The sequence below is a fragment of the Algoriella xinjiangensis genome, from assembly GCF_900115015.1.
GTDB lineage: Bacteria > Bacteroidota > Bacteroidia > Flavobacteriales > Weeksellaceae > Empedobacter > Empedobacter xinjiangensis.
Genome location: NZ_FOUZ01000005.1, coordinates 85,955 through 105,696 on the forward strand (window position 1 = coordinate 85,955; position 19,742 = coordinate 105,696).

Consider the following 19,742-nt stretch of genomic DNA (forward strand, 5'->3'; position numbering starts at 1 on the left):
AAATCCATCTTATTTAGATGGATTTTTTCTTTTCAATTTATAGGTTAACATTATTCCGCCTTTGTAAAGTAACCATTCGCCACTTTTGTTAAAAGATTGTGCAGAATCATATCTTCCGATACCAGATTCATCTTTATAATAACCTTTATAGTTTCCTTGCGAATGTCCACCACCTACAAAAATATCTAAATTTAGACGATCATTTAATTTTGCTTGATAACCAATCGTAGCACCAGTTAATATCGCAACTCCACGTTGGTATTTATCCGTATTCCAATAATTCCATTTTTGAATATCAAAAAAACCAATTCCGATATTTGGTCCAACATAAAACTTGCTCATTGCTTCCGAAAAATAATATCTTCCTTCTGCAAAAGCCATATACATTTGCAAATGATTACCAGAAAAAGATTTCCATGGTGATATAAAACCGTCTGCTTGCAGCGTTATTTTATTACTTATTGCATGTTCTATTCCTAAATTTACCATACCAAGTGGTAAGGTAGCGGCGTTAACTTTTAATTGCGTTTCGTTTTTTTGAGCGAATACAGCAAGTGGAAAAAGCAGCCAAAATAATTTTTTCATTATTTTTTTTGAATTGATTTCTGTACGAAGGTAAATATTTACGAGATTATAGAGTATAATTCGTGGTTTTTTATAACTTTATCCTAACATAGTTTCACAATATGACAGCATTATTATCACTACTAATTATCTTTTTAATTTTCGGAGTTTTTGTTTCGACTTTCTTTATTATTGCCGTTTCTGATGCAAAAGTAAGAGAGAAAAATGAACTGTTTATTTTAGAAAGTTTACCACACGATGTTGTACTAAAAGCTGTTGTGCGTTACAATATTGGTCGTCCACAAGGTAGATTCTTGAAAATGAAATCTTTTCAAGGGAGTGGTGTTCTATATGTACAAGGAGATAAATTAATTTTTAAAGATATTTTGGGTAACGAAGATCATACGTATGATTTGGAAACGTGTAAAATGTCTTGGGTAGAAAATAAAATTAACGGAATTACAAATGCATTTAAAGTTGCCGATCACGAAGCAATTATCTTTTTTTACATTGATAAAGGTGTATTTATCTTCAAAACAATCGAAGAAAATGCTTCGACGTCCGATTTATATATTCGTTTGAAAGGATTACGTAAAGAGCTTAAAAATGCTAAAAAAGTTGAGTCGGCAAATGAAGAGTCAAACCAGCTCTAAAACCACTCATATCTTTAAAATTTTTATTTTCTCTAAACTCAAAAGAATAACCAGCGTTAAATTCTAACAAACTAAGAATTGCAATTCCCGCTTTTGGCGTAATCGTCCAAGGTGAAACTTCTGCGCGAACAACATAAAATGCAGAACTAAAATTAGAACTGTATGGATCGCCAGGATTGTTTTCAAAATTGAATAAATATCCAGCGCCAATTTCTGGAATTACACGAAACTTATCTTTCATATAACCCAAATTTGCGTTTGCACTAAACGCTAAAATATTGTTGTTTGGTTGCACCAAATATAAATCTGTACCAACTTTTCCATAATTTCCATTCCAATATTCATAACCTAAATTAAGCGTAAAATAATCCGTTAACTTTTGTTGAGCTTTTGCTTGAAAACTAAAGATTAAAACAAAGATTGCGATGAATTTTTTCATGTGATAAAATTAATGAATAATTAATAAATGTTGAAGTTTAATGGAAGATTTAATCCAACACTAAATTGAAATCCTTTAATCGGTTTAAAATCTTTTTTCTCATTAATTTTAAAACCATATCCAATTCCAAAATCAATAAAACTGGCTAAGGATAAACCAACTTTTGGAGTAATTGTATAAGGAGTAAATTCTGTTTCTATAAAAGGAAAACTGTAAATTAATTCTCCAGCATTTATATATCCAGTTACTCCAATTTCTGGAATTACATGAAAATTGTCGCGCATATAAGCCATGTTTGCATTTGCATCAATTTTATAAGAAATTGTATTCTCACCTAAATCAAGTAATACAAATCCTCCAATTTTACCAAAATTTCCTGCTTGATTTGCATAACCAATTGTTGGTCCAAACAAAAAATTGTCGTTTTTAAATTTTCCTTGAGCAAATGTTTTAGATACAAGCAAAATAAGCAATAAGGCAAGTAATTTATATTTCATAGAGAATTGTTTTTACAAAAATAACCAGTGATAATGGATTTTGTAATAGCTATTTATATTGATTTATGATGACTAAAATTTAAATGTTTTTTGGCGCCAAAACTAAAATTCTGTATAAAAAAATAGCGCGAACAAAATTTGTTCGCGCTATTTGTAAATGATTGATTAAAATCGACTCAAAACTTTAATCCATCGTAAATCCTTTTGTATAAATTCTACCATAATAATCTGCGAATTTTATAGAAACGCGCCCTTTATGGTTTTTCAATATTTTCTCGATATCATCCTGAGAACTTACTTCTTTGTCGTTAACCGATAAGATAATAAATTCGTCTTGAACACCAGCTGAAGCTAGTTTTCCGGCATTGTCAAGGTTTTTAACCATTACACCGTAATTAATACCGAAACTATCTTTTTGACGTTCTGTTAACGGTTCAAATTCTGCACCTAAAATTTCTGTTGGCGATAAATCTGCTTTACTTCTAATTTTAGTTCCACCTTTTGCATCTTTCAATGTAATTGTGTAGGTTTTGTCTGCCGCACCACGTCTTACTTTGATGTTTACTTTGTCGCCAGGACGTTTGCTACCAACTAAGAAAGATAAGCTAGAGAAAGATGTTACTTCTTTACCATCAACTTCTGTAATAATATCACCAGCTTCTATACCAGAATCAATTGCAGAACCTTTTGAAACTAATTCGGTAATCATTACACCGTTTTGTGTTTTTATATTTTTCTTAAACTCTTTGTTATATTGTGCAACAGCTTGGTCATTTGATAAATCAAAACCTTTTACACCTAAATATCCACGTTGTACAATTCCGTAAGATTTTATATCCTCTACAACTTTTTTAACCAAGTTAGCAGGAACCGCAAAACCATAACCTGTATATGCACCAGTTGGCGAAGAAATTGCTGTATTAATACCAATTAAATCTCCGTTTGCATTAACCAATGCACCACCAGAGTTTCCTGGATTTATAGCCGCATCTGTTTGAATAAACGACTCGATTGGTGATTCTGAGTTTTTACCTAAAATATTAATACTACGTCCTTTTGCAGATACAATACCCGCTGTAACAGTAGATGTTAATCCAAAAGGATTACCAACTGCCAATACCCAATCACCAACATTTATGTTATCCGAATCTACAAATTTTGTAAATGGTAAACCTTTTTCAGTAATTTTTAACAACGCAATATCTGTACTTGGATCTGTACCAACCAATTCGGCAGTATAACTTTTTTGGTTATTTAAAGTAACCTCAATTTTAGAAGCTCCTTGCACCACGTGATTATTTGTAACAATGTAACCATCTTGCGAAATAATTACACCAGAACCCATTCCTGACGGTTGATCAGGTTGTTGCTGCTGTTGTTGACCACGACGTTGCTGTTGCTCTGGTTGCCCAAAGAAAAAGTCAAACGGATCAAATTGTTGTTGTTGCTGTTGTTGTTTTTGATTCGAATAATTTTTAATACTTACAACAGTGTGTACGGCTTTTTTAGAAGCTTCCACAAAATTTGGGGCATCATATCCGTAATTTCCTTTGTAATCTACTAACTGAAAATCTCCGTTTTTACTAGTGCTCGCATCTGTGATAAAAGGATTATTACCACTTTCGTTCATAAAATAAAAACCTCCTAAAGTTGTCATAGAACTCATTAAGCCAACTAGTAAGTAACCTGTATATTTTTTCATCTTTATATTTATAAGTTTTTAATGTGATTAGTCTAAATCAAATTTAAGACCAAAACGTTAACATTTCAAACGGCTTTAACGCATCTTAACACTGTATTATAAATATTTTATAACATTAGTTAAGAGTGACAAAAATGTATTTACTTTGTTTAAAAATTAAGAAGTTTGAAATTAAAGTTTTTTAAATATCAAGGAGCAGGAAATGATTTTGTAATGATTGATGATCGTCAACAAACGTTTCCAATCTCTACAAAGCTTATAAATAGGCTATGTGATCGCCATTTTGGTGTTGGAGCAGATGGGTTAATTTTGTTACAAAATGATAAAGAATTTGACTTCAAAATGGTTTATTTCAATTCAGATGGTAACGAAAGTACAATGTGCGGAAACGGAGGACGTTGCATTATTCGTTTTGCAAATGATTTAGACATTGCGTCAGAAAACATGACATTTACTGCCATAGATGGTTTACATCATGGTATTGTTGACAATAATGTGATTCGTTTACAGATGATTGACGTTGATGAAGTAGAAGATCACGATCATTATTTGTTTATGAATACAGGTTCGCCGCATCACGTAGAATTTGTAGAAAAAGTAGACGATGTTGATGTTTACAACCGTGGAAAAGAAATTAGAAATGGCTCGCCTTATTTCGAAAAAGGATCTAATGTCAATTTTGTAGAAGTTATGCCCGACAATAATCTTAGAATTAGAACCTATGAGCGCGGTGTAGAAAACGAAACCTTGGCTTGTGGTACAGGAATTACTGCGGCAGCTATCTCGGCTTATGTCAAAAACTTAGTTGATAAAAAATCAATCGAAATAAAAGCTTTAGGTGGAGATTTATCTGTTAATTTTGAAGAAAATAATCATAAATTTGTAAATGTTTGGTTAAACGGACCAGCAGTTAAAGTTTTTGAAGGTGAAATAGAAATTTAATTCTAAATGAAAAAATTAAATTTATTACTCGTAATAATCTGTTCGTTCGCATTTGTCGGATGTACATTTATAGATGGTTTTAAGGGAAATGCAACCAAAGATGGTGCAATTTATATTTCTCGTGGAGCAAATTTTGAACAAGTGTTAGACTCTTTAAAACCCTATTTGAAGGATGTAAATTTGTTTAAACAATACGCAGAAGATGCAGATTATCCTGCAACAATAAAATCAGGAAAGTACAAAATCTCTAAGTCAGATTCTAACCGTGATATTATTGATCGTTTGCAAGGCGGAGAGCAAGAAGAAGTAAAATTAAGAATCAAGAATGAGCCAACAATTTATCATTTGGCAGGTTCTGTTTCTAAACAAATTGATGCAGATTCTATCGAAGTTTTAACAGCCATTCGCGATTGGGTAAAAGAAAAAAACGATTCGACGCTTAATGACGAAACAGTTAAACAATATTTTATTCCAGAAACATATTTTGTGTATTGGGGATTAACGCCCGATAAGTTTATGGAAAAAATGGTGGCGCAGCATGACAAAATTTGGAATGCAGATCGTTTAGCAAAAGCAAAAGCGTTAAACATGACACCGCTTCAGGTTGTTACATTGGCATCTATTGTTCAGTTAGAATCTTCTGATAATATGGAAGAGCAGCAAAAAGTTGCACGTGCATACATGAATCGTTTGGCAAAAGATATGCGTTTAGAGGCCGATCCAACTTCAATTTATGCTTATAAAATGGAGAATGGTTGGGATCAAAAAGTGCAACGTGTTTACAAAAAGTGGACATGGTCTTCTAATGCTTACAATACATATCGCAACAAAGGTTTGCCACCAGCACCAATTTGTTTACCGAATTTAGGTGCAATAGATGCAGTTTTATCGCCTGCAAATCACGATTTTATATTTTTTGTAGCAGATCCTGCAAAGCCTGGTTATCATGTTTATACAAATGATTATCAAGAGCATTTAAAAAATGCGGAGAAATATAGAACTTGGCTGAAAGAGAATAATATCAAATAAATTGTATCTTTAGGCTAAGTTGATTTAGCTATGATGCAAAATGATTATACAAAAAGAGAATTCCTAAAATTACTTGGTACAGGTAGTTTAGGAATTTTTTTTATGTCTTTTTATTCGTTTGATGATTTTATGGATGACGATTTTTTGTTGTTGACAAAAGATGATGAGAAGTACGAAAATTATAGAAATTCATTTAATAAACGAATTAATAAATTACCAAAATACATCGCCGTTTGTAAAACTGATGTTGCGGTTAAAAAAGCTATATTATTTGGAACTCAAAAGAAACTCAAAATTGCCATTCGTAGTGGTGGACATAGTTTTGAAGGATTTTCGAATATCGATGATGGTTTATTGATTCATCTCGGATTGATGAAAAATATCACTTGGTTAAAAGATAATAATGTAAAACTACAACCAGCTTGTTTGTTACAAGAAATCTATGATAATTTTTTACCAAAAAAACGAATTATTCCCACAGGTTCATGTGGAACCGTTGGCATTGGTGGATTAACACTTGGCGGCGGTTATGGCTTTTTTAGTCGAAAATATGGATTAACATGCGACCAATTATATCGTGTAAAAATGATTGATTATAAAGGAAACACAATCGATTCTGATCAAGATCCAGATTTATTATGGGCGTGCAAAGGTGGAGGAAATGGAAACTTTGGCGTAATTACAGAATTGTATTTTAAAACCTACGCTGCGCCACAATCTTTTAGCGGTTATCGTTTAAAGTTTTCTAATCTAACAACAGAAAAATTTATTTCTGTCATAAAATTATGGTTCAAATCAACACAAAATTTACCAAAAGAAGCATTTTCTGCATTTGTATTGAATGGAAAATTTTTGACGATTTTGTTTACAAATTACGAAGCGAATCAAACTAATTTCGAGAAAAATTTTACGGAATTAATTGCGCAAGCAAACGAGTATAAACCGATGAAGAATAGAAATCTTGCGGCAGCACTCAAAAATTATTATGGAATAAAAACGCCTATTTATTTCAAAAATGCATCAGCTGGTTTATATGATGGTATCGAAGATATTGAAGCTGGTTTGACCAAATTATTCGAAAAAGTTACAGCTACGCGTGGTACAATTTATCAGATAAATACTTTGGGTGGAAAAATAAATGAGGTTAAAACTTCGGATTCTGCTTATCCACATCGAGATATTAATTATTTGAGCGAATTGCAAACGTATTGGGATTCGCGAAAGGAAGAAGGTAAATTTTTAAAAGCTTTTGAAGAAATTCAGCAACTTTTGAGAAGTTTGGGAAACAATAAACAATACAGAAATTATCCGGATATTAATTTTCCTGAAGCTAATTCTGCTTATTTCGGAACTAATTTAGCACGATTGCAACAATTAAAAAAGAAATATGATCCACAAAATATATTTGATTATCCACAAGTTATTAAATAAAAAAAGCACTTCAATTTGAAGTGCTTTTTTTATTATTTTAATCGTTTTAGAATTTATATCTCACATTAACTATAAAATATCTTCCCAAAACATTACGCGTTGTTGTTTGTATAAAATTATCGTTAAACGAATTGCTAACAATTACATTATTACCTAATAAATTTCCTCCAACTACACTAACATATGTTTTCTTTGCAATGTTGTATCTAATCGAAGCATTCCATTCTTTTGCTTCGTTAATACGTGCTTTATTGATGTATTGTATACGGTAAGAAAAATCTGATTGTAACAATAATTTATCTGTTATAGACCATGCAGCTTCACCAAATGGACGCCAGTTTTCAGACTTTTGTTCATTCAATGTTTCAGAAGTATCTTTTAATTGAGATTTATAATCACTCAAACTAAAATTTAATCCAGCTTTTAATTCTAATTTCTTTTTAAACGTAAATGTATTTGTTAACGTATAATTTTGAGAGATAGACGTGTTTTCTGCATTTTGTAAATTATTGGTTTTGCTATTACCTAGATATGTGTAATAATTACCAACCGAAACATTACCATTTAATCTTGTGTTAAACCATTTTGTAAAACGTTTTCCAATCATAAAATAACCAGAATATGTTTGGTCTTCAAAATCAGAATTTAATAATGAATTGATTTGTGTTTGATTATCTGGATTGAATCGAGAAGCTGTCAAAATACTTTTCTCTCTTTTATTGTACGTTAATCCTGTAAAGAAATTGAAAAATGTAAACGAGTTAAAGTAACTAAAATTTATATTCCCAGTATGTGTAAGCGCTTGTCTTAGATTACGATTTCCTTCGAAAACAGAAAAATAGCTTTGTAAAACATACGAATCACTCAAATCTTTTGCATGTGGAAAATTATACGCTTGATTGTAGCTTGCCGATAACGATGTTGCATTGTTAAACTTGTAACTTAAATTGGCGTGCGGTAAAACTTTTGTTTCTTTAAAATTAAGCTTTGTTGCGTCTACAAATTTTGCTCTTTCATCAAAAAATGAAACTCCTGCACCTAAATCTGCCTGAAATTTACCAAACTTCTTTGTTAAAGTTACATCAAAAAAAGTTTCGTTATAATCAAATTCAGTATTACTAATTGCTTTGTCAGCCGTAATTAATGCTTGATAATCGTATAATTTATTTTCAAAATCTTGTGTACTAAAATTTGTACCAGCTTTTAATTTTATATTCGATGTATTTGTTAATAAATGATTGTAAATCGCATACAATTGAATTGTGTTTACATTGTATTTTTGATTTTGGTTGAGGTTATATTCGCCATTTATTGTTGATAAACTTCCAAATGTATTGAATGGAATTGTAGACGAAAACATTTGATATTCTGGTGTTTCATCTTGGTATTGATGACGTAAATAAAAACCAACATTATCATCTCGTCCTACTTTTCTAATATAAGAAAGCGTTTGTGATAACGAATAATTTTTGCGATCTGTATAATATCTACCAAAACCACTTTTTGCTCCATCTAAATATTTATCAACTAATTGCTCGTCGTCATTTCCTAAATAATTAAGATTTAAACGATACTTAATTTGACCTTTATCATTCGGGTTATAATCGATACGAATGCGCGACATTCCCATCAATGTGTTATTTTTATTCTTTTGCTCATCTATTGTTGTATAACCTGTAAAAAATTGATTTTCTTTTGTATAACTTGGATAAGAACGTTCTACTTTAGAATCGTAACGAACATTATTTGTGTTGACTAAACCAAAACCAGAAACTTTTAATTTCTTGTTCGGCTCAACTCCAAAATGCACTGCACCGTTATAGGTATTCATATCTGGATAAGTATTTTCCGAAGGAAACATAAAGTTATTTGTTCCACCACGCAAAGAATAGATACTTCCTTCCGAATTAAATTCTGAATATCCACCAAAGAAACTTACATAGTCATCTTGGTCAAAAACTTGTTTTCCAAACGTATTAAAATCATTGATTAAAGTAGCGTCTGTTTTTTCTGAGAAATAGAAAATTTTAGCTTGTGCATCTGTATGTTTATCGGCGTCACCACCCAATGTAACATTACCAAAAGCCAAACGTTTCATATCATCTTTTAGCTCGATGTTTAAAGAAAATTGCTCGTCATCTTCTTGTAATGACGAAGCAAAAGGATTTGATTTAAATTTTGTATTTAATTGAATTTTAGAAACAGCATCCGAAGGCAAATTTTTATTCAATAACTTTTCGTTACCGCCTAAAACTTCACGTCCACCAACAGTTACTTGTTTCATTTCTTTCCCTTTGTACAAAACTTTTCCGTTTTGAACTTCAATTCCAGGTAGTTTTTTCAAGATATCTTCTAAAACTTCTTCGTTTCCGACTTTAAAAGAATCTGCATCAAACTCAATCGTATCACCTTTTACTTTAATTGCTTGCTGCGCTTTTACAATTGTTTCTTTAAGCGAAATTTCTTTTCCTTTTGCAAGTTTTATTTTTTTATTGACATTTTCTTTTAAATCAACATTTTCTACATAAGTTTCAAAACCTGGTTGTTCAATTTCGATGTCATATTTTTCGCCACAAGGTAATTTAAACTCAAATTCACCAACATTACTTGTAAAAATGAAACCTTTTCCTTCGTTTTTACTATCAAATATTGATACAGAAGCATCTGTTACTGGAATACCGTTTTCATCGGCAACCATTCCTTTTAGTTTACATTCTTGCGCAAAAGCAAATGGAGTAGAGGCGATAAATAGAAATAAATAGAGAAATTTTTTCATACATGTGTTTTAGAAGAAGAAACGAAATTGTAAGATTTGTTAAGAAAAAATCTCAGCTCAATAATTGTATTTTGAGCTGAGAAGTATATTATTTTTGAATGACTTATTTGGTGTCGACACCGCTACTCATCATTTCTTTGTATTTTTCTTGAAGCTCTTTCATTGCTTTCATAAAGCCGTCTTGTGTTACAACTTCTCCTTTATTTGGTAATGTAACTTTTAATTCTTTATCAGAAATATTTAATTCTTTCAATGTATAAATCATTGTAGCTCCATTTGCTTCAAACTCTGCTTTTACAATTAATCCTGGTAAACCAGCTAAAGAAGTTGGACCATCTTTTACTGGAATTGACGGTGCGTACCATGCAACAACTTTAATAGAATCCATCATTACACCTTCTGCTTTTGTAGCTTGATAACCTGCAATTTCAGTTTTTTCGCGCGAGATTTTCCATTTATAATCTGGAATAGCATCTTTTATTAAATATTGTTTTGAACCTAAATCTACTTCTTTGTAGTATGTAGCTGGTGTAGCAGTAAAATCTTTGTAAGTTGGTTTGTTATCAAATGCAGCCATTTGTTGCGCAATCATTCCGCCTTGTGTTTGTGCATTACCAACTTTTTGTTCTAATACAAAAGTTGACATTTTTGTGTTACTTTTAAAAAAGTAAGTCATAAAAACACCTGCATCAAGTTCTGCTTTTAACATCGGTCCAACTTGTGCACGATATTCTGCAGGAATATTTTTCATGGTTTGATCGTAATCCAATTTCATTTCGCAAACATAAGTTGCATCAATGTTTTGAGTTTTATCTTGAGCCAAAGAAATTGTAGTTGTAATAATTCCTAAAGCAAAGGTTAAAAATGCTTTTTTCATAGTTATATTTTTATAATTAGTAGTAAGATTTTTAAAATGTTACATTAAAATAGAAAATATTTTTCTAAAACTAAAAACATCACTTAAATAAAGTAGAATTCAAGTGATGTTTTTCTGTATTTTGGTCAATTATTTAATTGAAATTTATAATAAATAAGTTGAAACATTTCCACCCTTTTTGATGAAATCTTCTTTTAATGCATCAAAATGAGTTGCATCAATTGGTTTTGTAGAACCTTCTAAAATATTTGTTGTGTAACCCAATGCCAACGCGTCTTTTGCAGTGTAATACACGCAATAATCGGCAGCTAAACCACAAATGTAAACACTTGTAACGTTGTGGTCTTTTAGGAAACCATTTAAGCCTGTCGGATTTTTTTTGTTTACATCAAAAAAAGCACTGTACGAATCTACATTTATATTCATTCCTTTTCTGATGATTGCACTAATTTTATTTTGATTCAAATCTTTGTGTAATTCAGCACCTTTTGTTCCTTGCACGCAATGATCTGGCCACAAAACTTGTCGTGTTCCATTAAGATCAATCACATCAAAAACTTGGCTATCTGTGTGCTGCGAAGCGAAACTTTTGTGCTTTGCAGGGTGCCAATCTTGTGTAGCAACAACTAAGTCAAATTTATCTTGAAGTTTATTTATGCGGTCAATAATTTGATCACCATCTTTTACAGCCAATGCGCCACCTGGTAAAAAGTCATTTTGCAGATCAACGATAATTAATGCTTTCATAGTATTTTTTGTTTTTTTAAGTTTATTTTGATAGTTAAATATAAGTTTTAATCGGTTGATTTCTAAAATTTTTATAAAAAGTTTTTGTACGATTATTTTTGAAATTAGAAGTTGTTTTTTAACTGATTAGTAATAGCAAAAAAATAGCCAAATCAATTGATTTGGCTATTTAATTATAATGCTCTTTTAATCTTTTTTATTGACACCTTCGTTTCGCATTTCTTCAAAACGTTGACGTTGCTCTTTTTGTAATTTCTCTAAATCAGCTTCTGTAATTGTTGATTTAGCTTTCGGAACTTCAATTGCTTTATTATCTGTAGACGTTTTGATATCAGTAATCGTAATAATTTTTTTACCTTTTATTTGACCTTGTTGTGTTTCAGTCTCAACTTCGAGAATTAAACCTGGTAAACCCCAATAATTTTCTGGACCACTTTTACTCGGAATATTTACTGCATACCAAGCTGTAGTTATATTTCCATCTTTTTCTAAAGTAGCTTTACGCGCATCATTTCCTAAGATTTTCTTCGTTTCTCGCGTCATTTTCCAATCATAATTCGGTAAATTATCCTTTACAGTATACGATTTAGAAAACATGTTAACATCTTTAAAATATATTTTTGTAGAAATATCTTTGTAAATATTATCTCCACTTGTACGCATTATGCGCATACCACCGCGACCATTCGAATTATTTTGTTGATCGTTACTAATTTTTTCGACAGGTTTATAAATAGATTGATCTCCAAAAATTGTCAACGTATTAGTTTGCGGTTCTTGCATACGTTTTTTCATCTCGTCTATCATTTCTTTGGACATTTGTCGTCCATTTCCTCCTCCTGGTGGTTGAAATGTAAAATCTTCAGGTAAAATTAAACGAGTAGAATACGTCACTTCAAATTTTTCTGATTGAGCAAAAGAAAAAGCGGAAAGAAAGATAGCAGTAATTGCAAAAATATTTTTCATTTTATAATGTGATTAGTTTTTGATTAGACAATAAAACTAATGAAATGTTTAATCATTAAATGAAAAAGAATTGAACTAATTATTTTAAGTCTTTATAGTACTGACGTTTCTGTAAAAAATATTGAACAGGAAGCAATGCTTTGTCAGAATATTTTTTAAGTTGATTTTGTGTACGTTTTTTATACATCTTGAAAAAACCACCATAAAAATGCATGTGCGAAAGATAAACCGCCCAAAGATGCGGAAAACCTTGAGTTGGTAAAAATGCAATTGCCGCAATACCATCCATAGAAAGTCGCGTAAAAAGCATCGGAAATAATTTGTTTTTAGGAAGATTTTTTAGATTCATCCACAAACTATTTCGATAATTTAGATACGCTTTTTTTGGGTTAGATTTTTGTAATGTTGCACCACCTAAATGATAAACAGTAGATTCTCCGCAATAATATACTTTTCTATTTGCATTATTTAATCGCCAACACAAATCAATTTCTTCCATGTGTGCAAAAAAATCTTCGTCAAAACCATTTTGCTCAAAAAAATCTTTTTTACGAATAAATAAACTTGCGCCAGTTGCCCAAAATATTTGAACGGTATCGTTATATTGCCCATTGTCTTTTTCTAAAGTAGAAAAAACACGACCACGACAAAACGGATAACCATATTTGTCTATAAAACCACCGCCAGCACCAGCATATTCAAAATATTCTTTGTTTTTATAATCTAAAATTTTAGGTTGTACAGCTGCAATTTCAGGATTATTATCTAACAATTTTTCGATTGGCTCAATCCAATTTTCGGTTACTTCAACATCCGAATTTAATAAACAAAAATAATCGGCGTTAATGTGTTTTAAACCTTCGTTATAGCCTTTTGCAAAACCATAATTTCCGTTATTCTGAATAATTTTAATACTTGGAAATTGAGTTTTTAACAATTGAACAGAGTTGTCAGTCGAAGCATTATCAATGACATATATTTCTGCATTTTTAGAATTGTTAATAACCGAAGGTAAAAATTGAGGAAGTAATTTTTCTCCATTCCAATTTAAGATGGCAATTGCTGTTTTCATGTTTTATAAATTGGCGTATTTCCAACGTTTATGGCTCCAAAGCCAGTTATCTGGATGTTCTTGAATTGTTTTTTCTAAATGTCCAAAGAATTGATGTACGATTTCATTTTCTTCAAACTGTTCGTTTTTAGGCTCCAAGCGAATAAAAGTTGTGTGATAATATCCACGTTTTACTTTTACTGTTTTTGCATAAATAACACCCATATTTTTTTTGCGAGCTATCTTATCAAAGCCATTAAAAACTGGTGTTCTTTGGTTAAGAAACTCTATAAAATAATGTACTGCTGATTGTTTTGGACTTTGATCTGCAACAAATAAAAAAGAGTGATTACCATCATTAGGAACTTTCATAATATGGCGTAAAACATCTTTCATATCCATAGGAACAGTGCCAAATTTGCCACGCATTGCATTTATTTTATCATTCCAAAACGGATTTTTAATTTTATGATAAACGGCAACTGTATTTTCAATTCCCATTATTTTAGCTGTGCCAACATACCATTCCCAATTAAAAATGTGACCAGCCATAAACATTAAATTTTTCTTTTCAGCTTTAATTTCTTCAAAGACTTCAGAATTTGAATAAGTATGACGTTTATCTAATTCATCTTGAGAAATAGAAAACGTTTTTAATGTTTCGACTAAATAATCACAAAAATTGCGATAAAATTTTCGGTGTATAATTCGTATTTCTTCTTTCGATTTTTCTGGAAAAGAGTTTTCTAAATTTGTTCTAATCACTTTTCTGCGATAACCAATAACGGTATAAAGTATAAAGAATAGAAAATCTGCAAAGAGATATAAAATTCCAAGTGGTAATCGAGAGATTTGGTAAATGATAAAATAAAAAATGGCGTTCATTAGATGAATCTATAAGCGATAAATTTACAATTAAAATTTGGTTGTTGCTTGCCAAATTGGATCTTTTGGTACGGGAGCAATAATTGTTAATTCTTCTTTTTTAACAGGATGCTCAAATGTAATGCGATATGCATGTAAACAGATGCTACCATCAGGATTTGATCTTTTTGCACCGTATTTTAAATCGCCTTTTATAGGGCAACCAATTGTTGCTAATTGTGCACGAATTTGATGAGAACGACCCGTAAATAATTTTACTTCGACACAATGAAAAGAATCTAATGCACCTAAATAAGTATATTCTAAAATTGCATTTTTAGCATCTGGAGTAGGTTTAGTGAAAACGGTTGTTTTATTATTTTTCGGATTTTTTCTTAAATAATGTTCCAATCGTTCAAAATCTTTTGGTGGTTTATTTTGTACAATTGCGCGGTAAACTTTGTCAATGTCACGTTTCTGAAACATTTCATTCATACGTGTTAATGCTTTTGATGTTTTTGCAAAAATTAAAACACCCGAAGTCGGACGATCCAAACGATGCACCAATCCTAAAAAAACATTTCCAGGTTTGTTGTCACGATTTTTTATATAGGTCTTTAGACTATCGATAAGAGGAATGTCGCCTGTTTCGTCGCCTTGCGCAAGCTCACCTGCTTTTTTGTTGATAATCAGTAAATGATTATCTTCGAATAAAATTTCTGGATTCATGAAGAGATTTTGAGTGATGAGTTTTGAGTTGACAAAATTACATTTATAACTCAAAACCCACAACTCATAAATTAATTAATATTGTTCATTCGTATTAGGAAAATCACCAGACTTTACATCTGCAACATATTTTCCGATTGCTTCGTGAATTTGATCTTCTAGATTTAAATATCTACGTACAAATTTTGGTTTAAATTCATTATTTAATCCCAACATATCATGTACAACCAAAACTTGACCATCGCAACCAGAACCAGCACCAATTCCGATTGTCGGAATACTAACTTCTGCAGTTACTTTAGCAGCTAAATCTGCAGGAATTTTTTCCATTACAAGAGAAAAACAACCTAATTCTTCTAATAATTTAGCATCACTAATTAATTTTTCTGCTTCAGAATCTTCTTTTGCACGAACTTTATATGATCCAAATTGATAGATAGATTGTGGTGTTAAACCTAAATGTCCCATAACAGGAATTCCTGCATTTACAATGCGACGAATAGATTCTTCAATTTCTTTTCCACCTTCTAATTTTATGGCATGTGCACCAGATTCTTTCATAATTCTTACAGAAGATTCTAATGCTTTTTGTGGATCTGATTGATACGTTCCGAATGGTAAATCAACCACAACTAAAGCTCTTTTTGCACCACGAACCACACATTGCGCATGATAAATCATTTGGTCTAAAGTAATAGGTAAAGTTGTCTCATGACCCGCCATAACATTAGCAGCAGAATCTCCAACTAAAATTATTTCTGTTCCAGCAGCATCTACTAAAGTTGAAATTGTAAAATCATAAGCCGTTAACATTGAAATTTTTTCTCCAGTAAATTTCATGTTACGAATTGTTTCGGTAGTAATTCGTTTGATTTCTTTATTTACAGACATTATCTTATAATTTGATTTCTGTAAAGTTAAATTGAAAATTGAAGTACGACTAATTTTGATGTTTTTTTTTTGCAAAACTTATTCAAATTAATACTTTTCAATACCGTATATTACGAATAATTAGGATTGAATAAAGTAATTATTAATTATTTAAAAAATAGATTTGTTCTATCCTCATTATAAATAAATTAATGTGTAATTTTAGAGAAATAGTATTAAATTTGCTCTCTTAAATTTATTAGAAAAACCTTAAATGAATATAGCAATTGTAGGAACTGGTTATGTAGGATTGGTAACAGGAACTTGTTTAGCCGATTTTGGTAATCATGTGATTTGTGTAGATATCGACGAGAAAAAAGTTGAAATGATGCGCGAAGGACATGTGCCGATTTACGAACCAGGTTTAGAAGAAGTTTTTTTACGCAATATAAAAGCTAATCGTATAGAATTTACAACAAATATAAAAGATGCATTAGATGTATGCGATGTTGTATTTTTAGCATTACCAACGCCTCCTGGCGAAGATGGATCTGCAGATTTGTCGTATGTAATTGGTGTAGCCAATCAAATAGGAGAGTTGATGACTTCTTATAAAGTTATTGTAAATAAAAGTACTGTTCCGGTTGGTACAGCAGATAAAGTACACGAAGTAATCGCTTCAAAAACGACAATAAAATTTGATGTTGTTTCAAATCCTGAGTTTTTACGCGAAGGTTATGCGGTACAAGATTTTATGAAACCAAGTCGTGTTGTGGTTGGTACATCTTCTCAAAAAGCATTGGATATGATGAATCGTATCTACAAGCCTTTAACAGAAGCTGGAATTCCAGTTATTGCAATGGACGAAAAATCATCTGAATTAACAAAATATGCGGCCAATTCTTTCTTAGCAACAAAAATTACTTTTATGAATGAAGTTGCTAATTTTTGCGAATTAGTTGGTGCTGATGTTGATAAAGTTCGTTTAGGAATGGGTTCTGATGATCGTATAGGGAATCGATTCTTATTTCCAGGAATTGGATATGGTGGTTCTTGTTTTCCGAAAGATGTAAAAGCATTGGTTAAATCAGGTAAGCAAGAAAATTATCAATTTAAAGTTTTAGAAGCGGTTGAAGAAGTTAATCAAACGCAAAAAGTAATTTTAGTTCCAGCAATTAAAGAATATTTAGGAGGATCATTACAAGGTAAAAAAATTGCCATGTGGGGATTAGCTTTTAAAGAAAATACAGATGATATTCGCGAAGCTTCATCATTGGATATGATTGAAGAATTAACCAATCAAGGCGCTTCTGTTATCGCATATGATTCTGCTGCAATGCCAAATGTAAAGCGTGCAATTGGAGATAAAATTGAGTATGGGGACGACATGTACGAAATCTTAAACGATGCAGACGTTTTGTTAGTTGTAACTGAATGGTCAGAGTTTAGAAACCCTAAATATGAAGTTATTGCCGAAAAATTAAAGAATAAAGCTATATTTGACGGACGAAATTTATACGATTTAGAAGTTTTAGAAGAAAAAGGTTTTTTCTATAAATCAATCGGTCGTAAAACAGTTTTACCAAGTACCTAAACAAAAAACTATACTATGAAAACTATTTTAATTACAGGTGGAGCCGGTTTTATTGGTTCGCACGTTGTAAGAGAATTTGTGCTCAACTATCCTACAATAAAAATTATCAATTTAGATGCCTTAACATATGCTGGTAATTTAGAAAACCTGAAAGATATCGAAGGTCACTCTAATTACGAATTTGTAAAAGCAGATATTACCGATGCAAAACATATTCTTGACATTTTCGAGAAATATCAACCAGATGGTGTTATTCATTTAGCGGCCGAATCTCACGTTGATAGATCAATTACAAATCCGTTAGAATTTGTAATGACAAATGTAATCGGAACGGTTAATCTTTTGAATGCTGCGAAAGAAATCTGGAAAGATAATTTCGAAGGAAAACGTTTTCATCATGTTTCTACAGATGAGGTTTTTGGTGCATTAGGCGACGAAGGATTTTTTACTGAAGAAACTTCTTACGATCCACATTCGCCTTATTCGGCATCAAAAGCATCTTCGGATCATTTTGTGTGCGCATACCACGATACATACGGTTTACCGATTGTTTTAACAAACTGTTCAAATAATTATGGACCAAATCATTTTCCAGAGAAATTGATACCATTATGTATTCATAATATCTTAAATAATAATCCACTTCCGATTTATGGAGATGGAAAATATACGCGCGATTGGTTGTTTGTAATTGATCATGCGAAAGCGATTGATTTAGTTTTTCATGAAGGTAAAAATGGAGGATCTTACAATGTAGGAGGCTTCAACGAATGGAAAAATATTGATTTGGTGAAAGAATTATGCAAACAAATGGACGAAAAATTGGGTAAAGAAGCAGGAACTTCGGAACAATTAATCACTTTTGTAAAAGATCGTCCAGGACACGATTTACGTTACGCCATTGATGCAACAAAAATTAACCACGAATTAGGTTGGAAACCATCTGTAACCTTCGAACAAGGTTTATCAAAAACTATCGATTGGTTTTTAGAAAACCAAGAATGGTTGGATAACGTAACGTCTGGTGATTATCAAAAATACTACAATACACAATATAATTAAATAGAAAATAATCAATGTTTTTAAAACATTGATTATTTTTACTTTTCACGCAATAATTAATACTAACCTTGATGAGTAGTCAAACAAATACAAATCAATGGACAGAAGTTATTGAATCTAAACATAGCTTATTTTCATTGAATCTTAAAGAAGTTTGGAGGTATAAAGATTTAGTTTACATGCTTGTAAAACGAGACTTTATTACATCTTTTAAACAAACTGTGCTAGGACCAATCTGGTTTTTTATCAATCCTATTTTTACAACAATAATGTTTGTTATTATTTTTGGAAGAGTAGCAAGTTTATCAACTGATGGAGCTCCAATGTTTGCTTTTTATTTAGCAGGAAACATATTGTGGAACTATTTTTCGTCTTGTTTAACGGGTACTTCATCTGTTTTTAGAGGAAATGCGTCTATTTTTGGTAAAGTCTATTTTCCACGATTAGTAATGCCTCTGTCTGTTGTGATTTCTAATTTAATGCGATTTGGCGTACAGTTCGCTTTGTTTATAGTAGTGGTTATTTACTATTATTTTGCAGAAGGCACAATTCACCCAAATATTTGGATTTTAGCAACTCCGTTTCTTATTCTATTAATGGCTGGTTTTGCAATGGGAATGGGAATGATTTTTTCTGCATTAACAACAAAATACCAAGATGTTAATATGTTACTTGGTTTTGGTGTTTCTCTATTTATGTATGCAACACCTGTAATTATGCCAATTTCTGCTTTTCCAGAAAAATACAGATGGATTGCAGATCTTAATCCTTTAACAGGGATTTTTGAATGTTTTAAATATGGTTATTTAGGTGTAGGCGATTTTACAATAGGTATGTTGGGATATTCTACATTGTTTACCATTATTGTTTTAGCTATAGGAACTGTTATTTTTACGAAAGTAGAAAAAAGTTTTATGGACACTGTTTAATTTTTAGAGCAAGAAAAAAA

The 19,742-nt window shown here is 31.2% G+C and carries 19 protein-coding genes; 7 read left to right on the forward strand and 12 right to left on the reverse strand.

Features of this window, described 5'->3' with window-relative positions; genetic code table 11:
• Positions 1-9: 9 nt before the first annotated feature.
• Positions 10-585 (reverse strand): DUF3575 domain-containing protein, encoded by a 576-nt coding sequence (locus BM072_RS05730; RefSeq protein WP_092907438.1) that lies wholly within the window; start codon positions 583-585, stop codon positions 10-12.
• A gap of 101 nt (positions 586-686) precedes the next feature.
• On the opposite strand from BM072_RS05730, the gene BM072_RS05735 reads away from it, so the two are divergent.
• A complete protein-coding gene (locus BM072_RS05735) occupies positions 687-1,217 on the forward strand; it encodes a hypothetical protein (RefSeq protein ID WP_092907440.1) in 531 nt (176 codons plus the stop codon).
• On the opposite strand, the gene BM072_RS05740 is transcribed toward BM072_RS05735, so the two are convergent.
• From BM072_RS05740 to BM072_RS05750, 3 genes are all read right to left on the reverse strand, one after another.
• On the reverse strand, positions 1,174-1,656 hold the full coding sequence (locus tag BM072_RS05740; protein WP_092907442.1) for a hypothetical protein: 483 nt from the start codon (positions 1,654-1,656) through the stop codon (positions 1,174-1,176). The genes BM072_RS05735 and BM072_RS05740 overlap by 44 nt on opposite strands.
• A gap of 20 nt (positions 1,657-1,676) precedes the next feature.
• Positions 1,677-2,153: a hypothetical protein gene (locus BM072_RS05745; protein ID WP_092907444.1), complete on the reverse strand. Its 477-nt coding sequence runs from the start codon at positions 2,151-2,153 to the stop codon at positions 1,677-1,679.
• A gap of 184 nt (positions 2,154-2,337) precedes the next feature.
• The gene (locus BM072_RS05750; RefSeq protein WP_092907446.1) at positions 2,338-3,855 is read right to left on the reverse strand and encodes a Do family serine endopeptidase; all 1,518 of its coding nucleotides are present in this window, start codon (positions 3,853-3,855) and stop codon (positions 2,338-2,340) included.
• A gap of 165 nt (positions 3,856-4,020) precedes the next feature.
• Between BM072_RS05750 and dapF the strand changes: the two genes are divergently transcribed.
• From dapF to BM072_RS05765, 3 genes are read left to right on the forward strand one after another with little or no spacing between them, the layout of a single operon-like run.
• Positions 4,021-4,797: a diaminopimelate epimerase gene (gene dapF / locus BM072_RS05755; protein WP_092907448.1), complete on the forward strand. Its 777-nt coding sequence runs from the start codon at positions 4,021-4,023 to the stop codon at positions 4,795-4,797.
• A gap of 6 nt (positions 4,798-4,803) precedes the next feature.
• Positions 4,804-5,826 (forward strand): endolytic transglycosylase MltG, encoded by a 1,023-nt coding sequence (mltG, locus tag BM072_RS05760; RefSeq protein WP_092907450.1) that lies wholly within the window; start codon positions 4,804-4,806, stop codon positions 5,824-5,826.
• 30 nt (positions 5,827-5,856) lie between these two features.
• Entirely contained in the window at positions 5,857-7,257 is a 1,401-nt protein-coding gene (locus tag BM072_RS05765) for an FAD-binding oxidoreductase (RefSeq protein WP_092907452.1), read from the forward strand.
• Positions 7,258-7,303: 46 nt separating this feature from the next.
• Here BM072_RS05765 and BM072_RS05770 read toward each other — a convergent pair whose 3' ends face one another.
• From BM072_RS05770 to panB, 8 genes are all read right to left on the reverse strand, one after another.
• Positions 7,304-10,033: a TonB-dependent receptor gene (locus tag BM072_RS05770; RefSeq protein WP_092907454.1), complete on the reverse strand. Its 2,730-nt coding sequence runs from the start codon at positions 10,031-10,033 to the stop codon at positions 7,304-7,306.
• Between the two features lie 103 nt (positions 10,034-10,136).
• Entirely contained in the window at positions 10,137-10,910 is a 774-nt protein-coding gene (locus BM072_RS05775; protein ID WP_092907456.1) for a GLPGLI family protein, read from the reverse strand.
• A gap of 144 nt (positions 10,911-11,054) precedes the next feature.
• Positions 11,055-11,657: a bifunctional nicotinamidase/pyrazinamidase gene (gene pncA / locus BM072_RS05780; protein WP_092907458.1), complete on the reverse strand. Its 603-nt coding sequence runs from the start codon at positions 11,655-11,657 to the stop codon at positions 11,055-11,057.
• 186 nt (positions 11,658-11,843) lie between these two features.
• Positions 11,844-12,623, reverse strand: coding sequence for a GLPGLI family protein (locus BM072_RS05785; RefSeq protein ID WP_092907460.1), 780 nt, complete (start codon positions 12,621-12,623; stop codon positions 11,844-11,846).
• Positions 12,624-12,702: 79 nt separating this feature from the next.
• A complete protein-coding gene (locus BM072_RS05790; protein WP_092907462.1) occupies positions 12,703-13,695 on the reverse strand; it encodes a glycosyltransferase family 2 protein in 993 nt (330 codons plus the stop codon).
• 3 nt (positions 13,696-13,698) lie between these two features.
• A complete protein-coding gene (locus BM072_RS05795) occupies positions 13,699-14,559 on the reverse strand; it encodes a lysophospholipid acyltransferase family protein (RefSeq protein WP_092907464.1) in 861 nt (286 codons plus the stop codon).
• A gap of 30 nt (positions 14,560-14,589) precedes the next feature.
• On the reverse strand, positions 14,590-15,267 hold the full coding sequence (locus BM072_RS05800) for an RluA family pseudouridine synthase (protein WP_092907466.1): 678 nt from the start codon (positions 15,265-15,267) through the stop codon (positions 14,590-14,592).
• 75 nt (positions 15,268-15,342) lie between these two features.
• Positions 15,343-16,158: a 3-methyl-2-oxobutanoate hydroxymethyltransferase gene (gene panB, locus BM072_RS05805; RefSeq protein ID WP_092907468.1), complete on the reverse strand. Its 816-nt coding sequence runs from the start codon at positions 16,156-16,158 to the stop codon at positions 15,343-15,345.
• Between the two features lie 253 nt (positions 16,159-16,411).
• Between panB and BM072_RS05810 the strand changes: the two genes are divergently transcribed.
• From BM072_RS05810 to BM072_RS05820, 3 genes are all read left to right on the forward strand, one after another.
• Positions 16,412-17,731: a UDP-glucose dehydrogenase family protein gene (locus BM072_RS05810; RefSeq protein ID WP_092907470.1), complete on the forward strand. Its 1,320-nt coding sequence runs from the start codon at positions 16,412-16,414 to the stop codon at positions 17,729-17,731.
• A 15-nt stretch (positions 17,732-17,746) separates the two neighbouring features.
• On the forward strand, positions 17,747-18,793 hold the full coding sequence (gene rfbB / locus BM072_RS05815; RefSeq protein WP_092907472.1) for a dTDP-glucose 4,6-dehydratase: 1,047 nt from the start codon (positions 17,747-17,749) through the stop codon (positions 18,791-18,793).
• 71 nt (positions 18,794-18,864) lie between these two features.
• A complete protein-coding gene (locus BM072_RS05820) occupies positions 18,865-19,722 on the forward strand; it encodes an ABC transporter permease (protein WP_092907474.1) in 858 nt (285 codons plus the stop codon).
• The last annotated feature ends 20 nt before the right edge of the window (positions 19,723-19,742 follow it).

Bases quoted from the DNA above. Each gene is read 5' to 3' on its own strand.
- pncA (WP_092907458.1), bottom strand. From the start codon at position 11,657: ATGAAAGCATTAATTATCGTTGATCTGCAAAATGACTTTTTACCAGGT.
- BM072_RS05785 (WP_092907460.1), bottom strand. From the start codon at position 12,623: ATGAAAAATATTTTTGCAATTACTGCTATCTTTCTTTCCGCTTTTTCT.
- panB (WP_092907468.1), bottom strand. From the start codon at position 16,158: ATGTCTGTAAATAAAGAAATCAAACGAATTACTACCGAAACAATTCGT.
- BM072_RS05800 (WP_092907466.1), bottom strand. From the start codon at position 15,267: ATGAATCCAGAAATTTTATTCGAAGATAATCATTTACTGATTATCAAC.
- BM072_RS05820 (WP_092907474.1), top strand. From the start codon at position 18,865: ATGAGTAGTCAAACAAATACAAATCAATGGACAGAAGTTATTGAATCT.
- BM072_RS05745 (WP_092907444.1), bottom strand. From the start codon at position 2,153: ATGAAATATAAATTACTTGCCTTATTGCTTATTTTGCTTGTATCTAAA.
- BM072_RS05790 (WP_092907462.1), bottom strand. From the start codon at position 13,695: ATGAAAACAGCAATTGCCATCTTAAATTGGAATGGAGAAAAATTACTT.
- BM072_RS05810 (WP_092907470.1), top strand. From the start codon at position 16,412: ATGAATATAGCAATTGTAGGAACTGGTTATGTAGGATTGGTAACAGGA.
- BM072_RS05750 (WP_092907446.1), bottom strand. From the start codon at position 3,855: ATGAAAAAATATACAGGTTACTTACTAGTTGGCTTAATGAGTTCTATG.
- mltG (WP_092907450.1), top strand. From the start codon at position 4,804: ATGAAAAAATTAAATTTATTACTCGTAATAATCTGTTCGTTCGCATTT.
- BM072_RS05735 (WP_092907440.1), top strand. From the start codon at position 687: ATGACAGCATTATTATCACTACTAATTATCTTTTTAATTTTCGGAGTT.
- BM072_RS05740 (WP_092907442.1), bottom strand. From the start codon at position 1,656: ATGAAAAAATTCATCGCAATCTTTGTTTTAATCTTTAGTTTTCAAGCA.
- BM072_RS05795 (WP_092907464.1), bottom strand. From the start codon at position 14,559: ATGAACGCCATTTTTTATTTTATCATTTACCAAATCTCTCGATTACCA.
- rfbB (WP_092907472.1), top strand. From the start codon at position 17,747: ATGAAAACTATTTTAATTACAGGTGGAGCCGGTTTTATTGGTTCGCAC.
- BM072_RS05765 (WP_092907452.1), top strand. From the start codon at position 5,857: ATGATGCAAAATGATTATACAAAAAGAGAATTCCTAAAATTACTTGGT.
- BM072_RS05775 (WP_092907456.1), bottom strand. From the start codon at position 10,910: ATGAAAAAAGCATTTTTAACCTTTGCTTTAGGAATTATTACAACTACA.
- BM072_RS05770 (WP_092907454.1), bottom strand. From the start codon at position 10,033: ATGAAAAAATTTCTCTATTTATTTCTATTTATCGCCTCTACTCCATTT.
- BM072_RS05730 (WP_092907438.1), bottom strand. From the start codon at position 585: ATGAAAAAATTATTTTGGCTGCTTTTTCCACTTGCTGTATTCGCTCAA.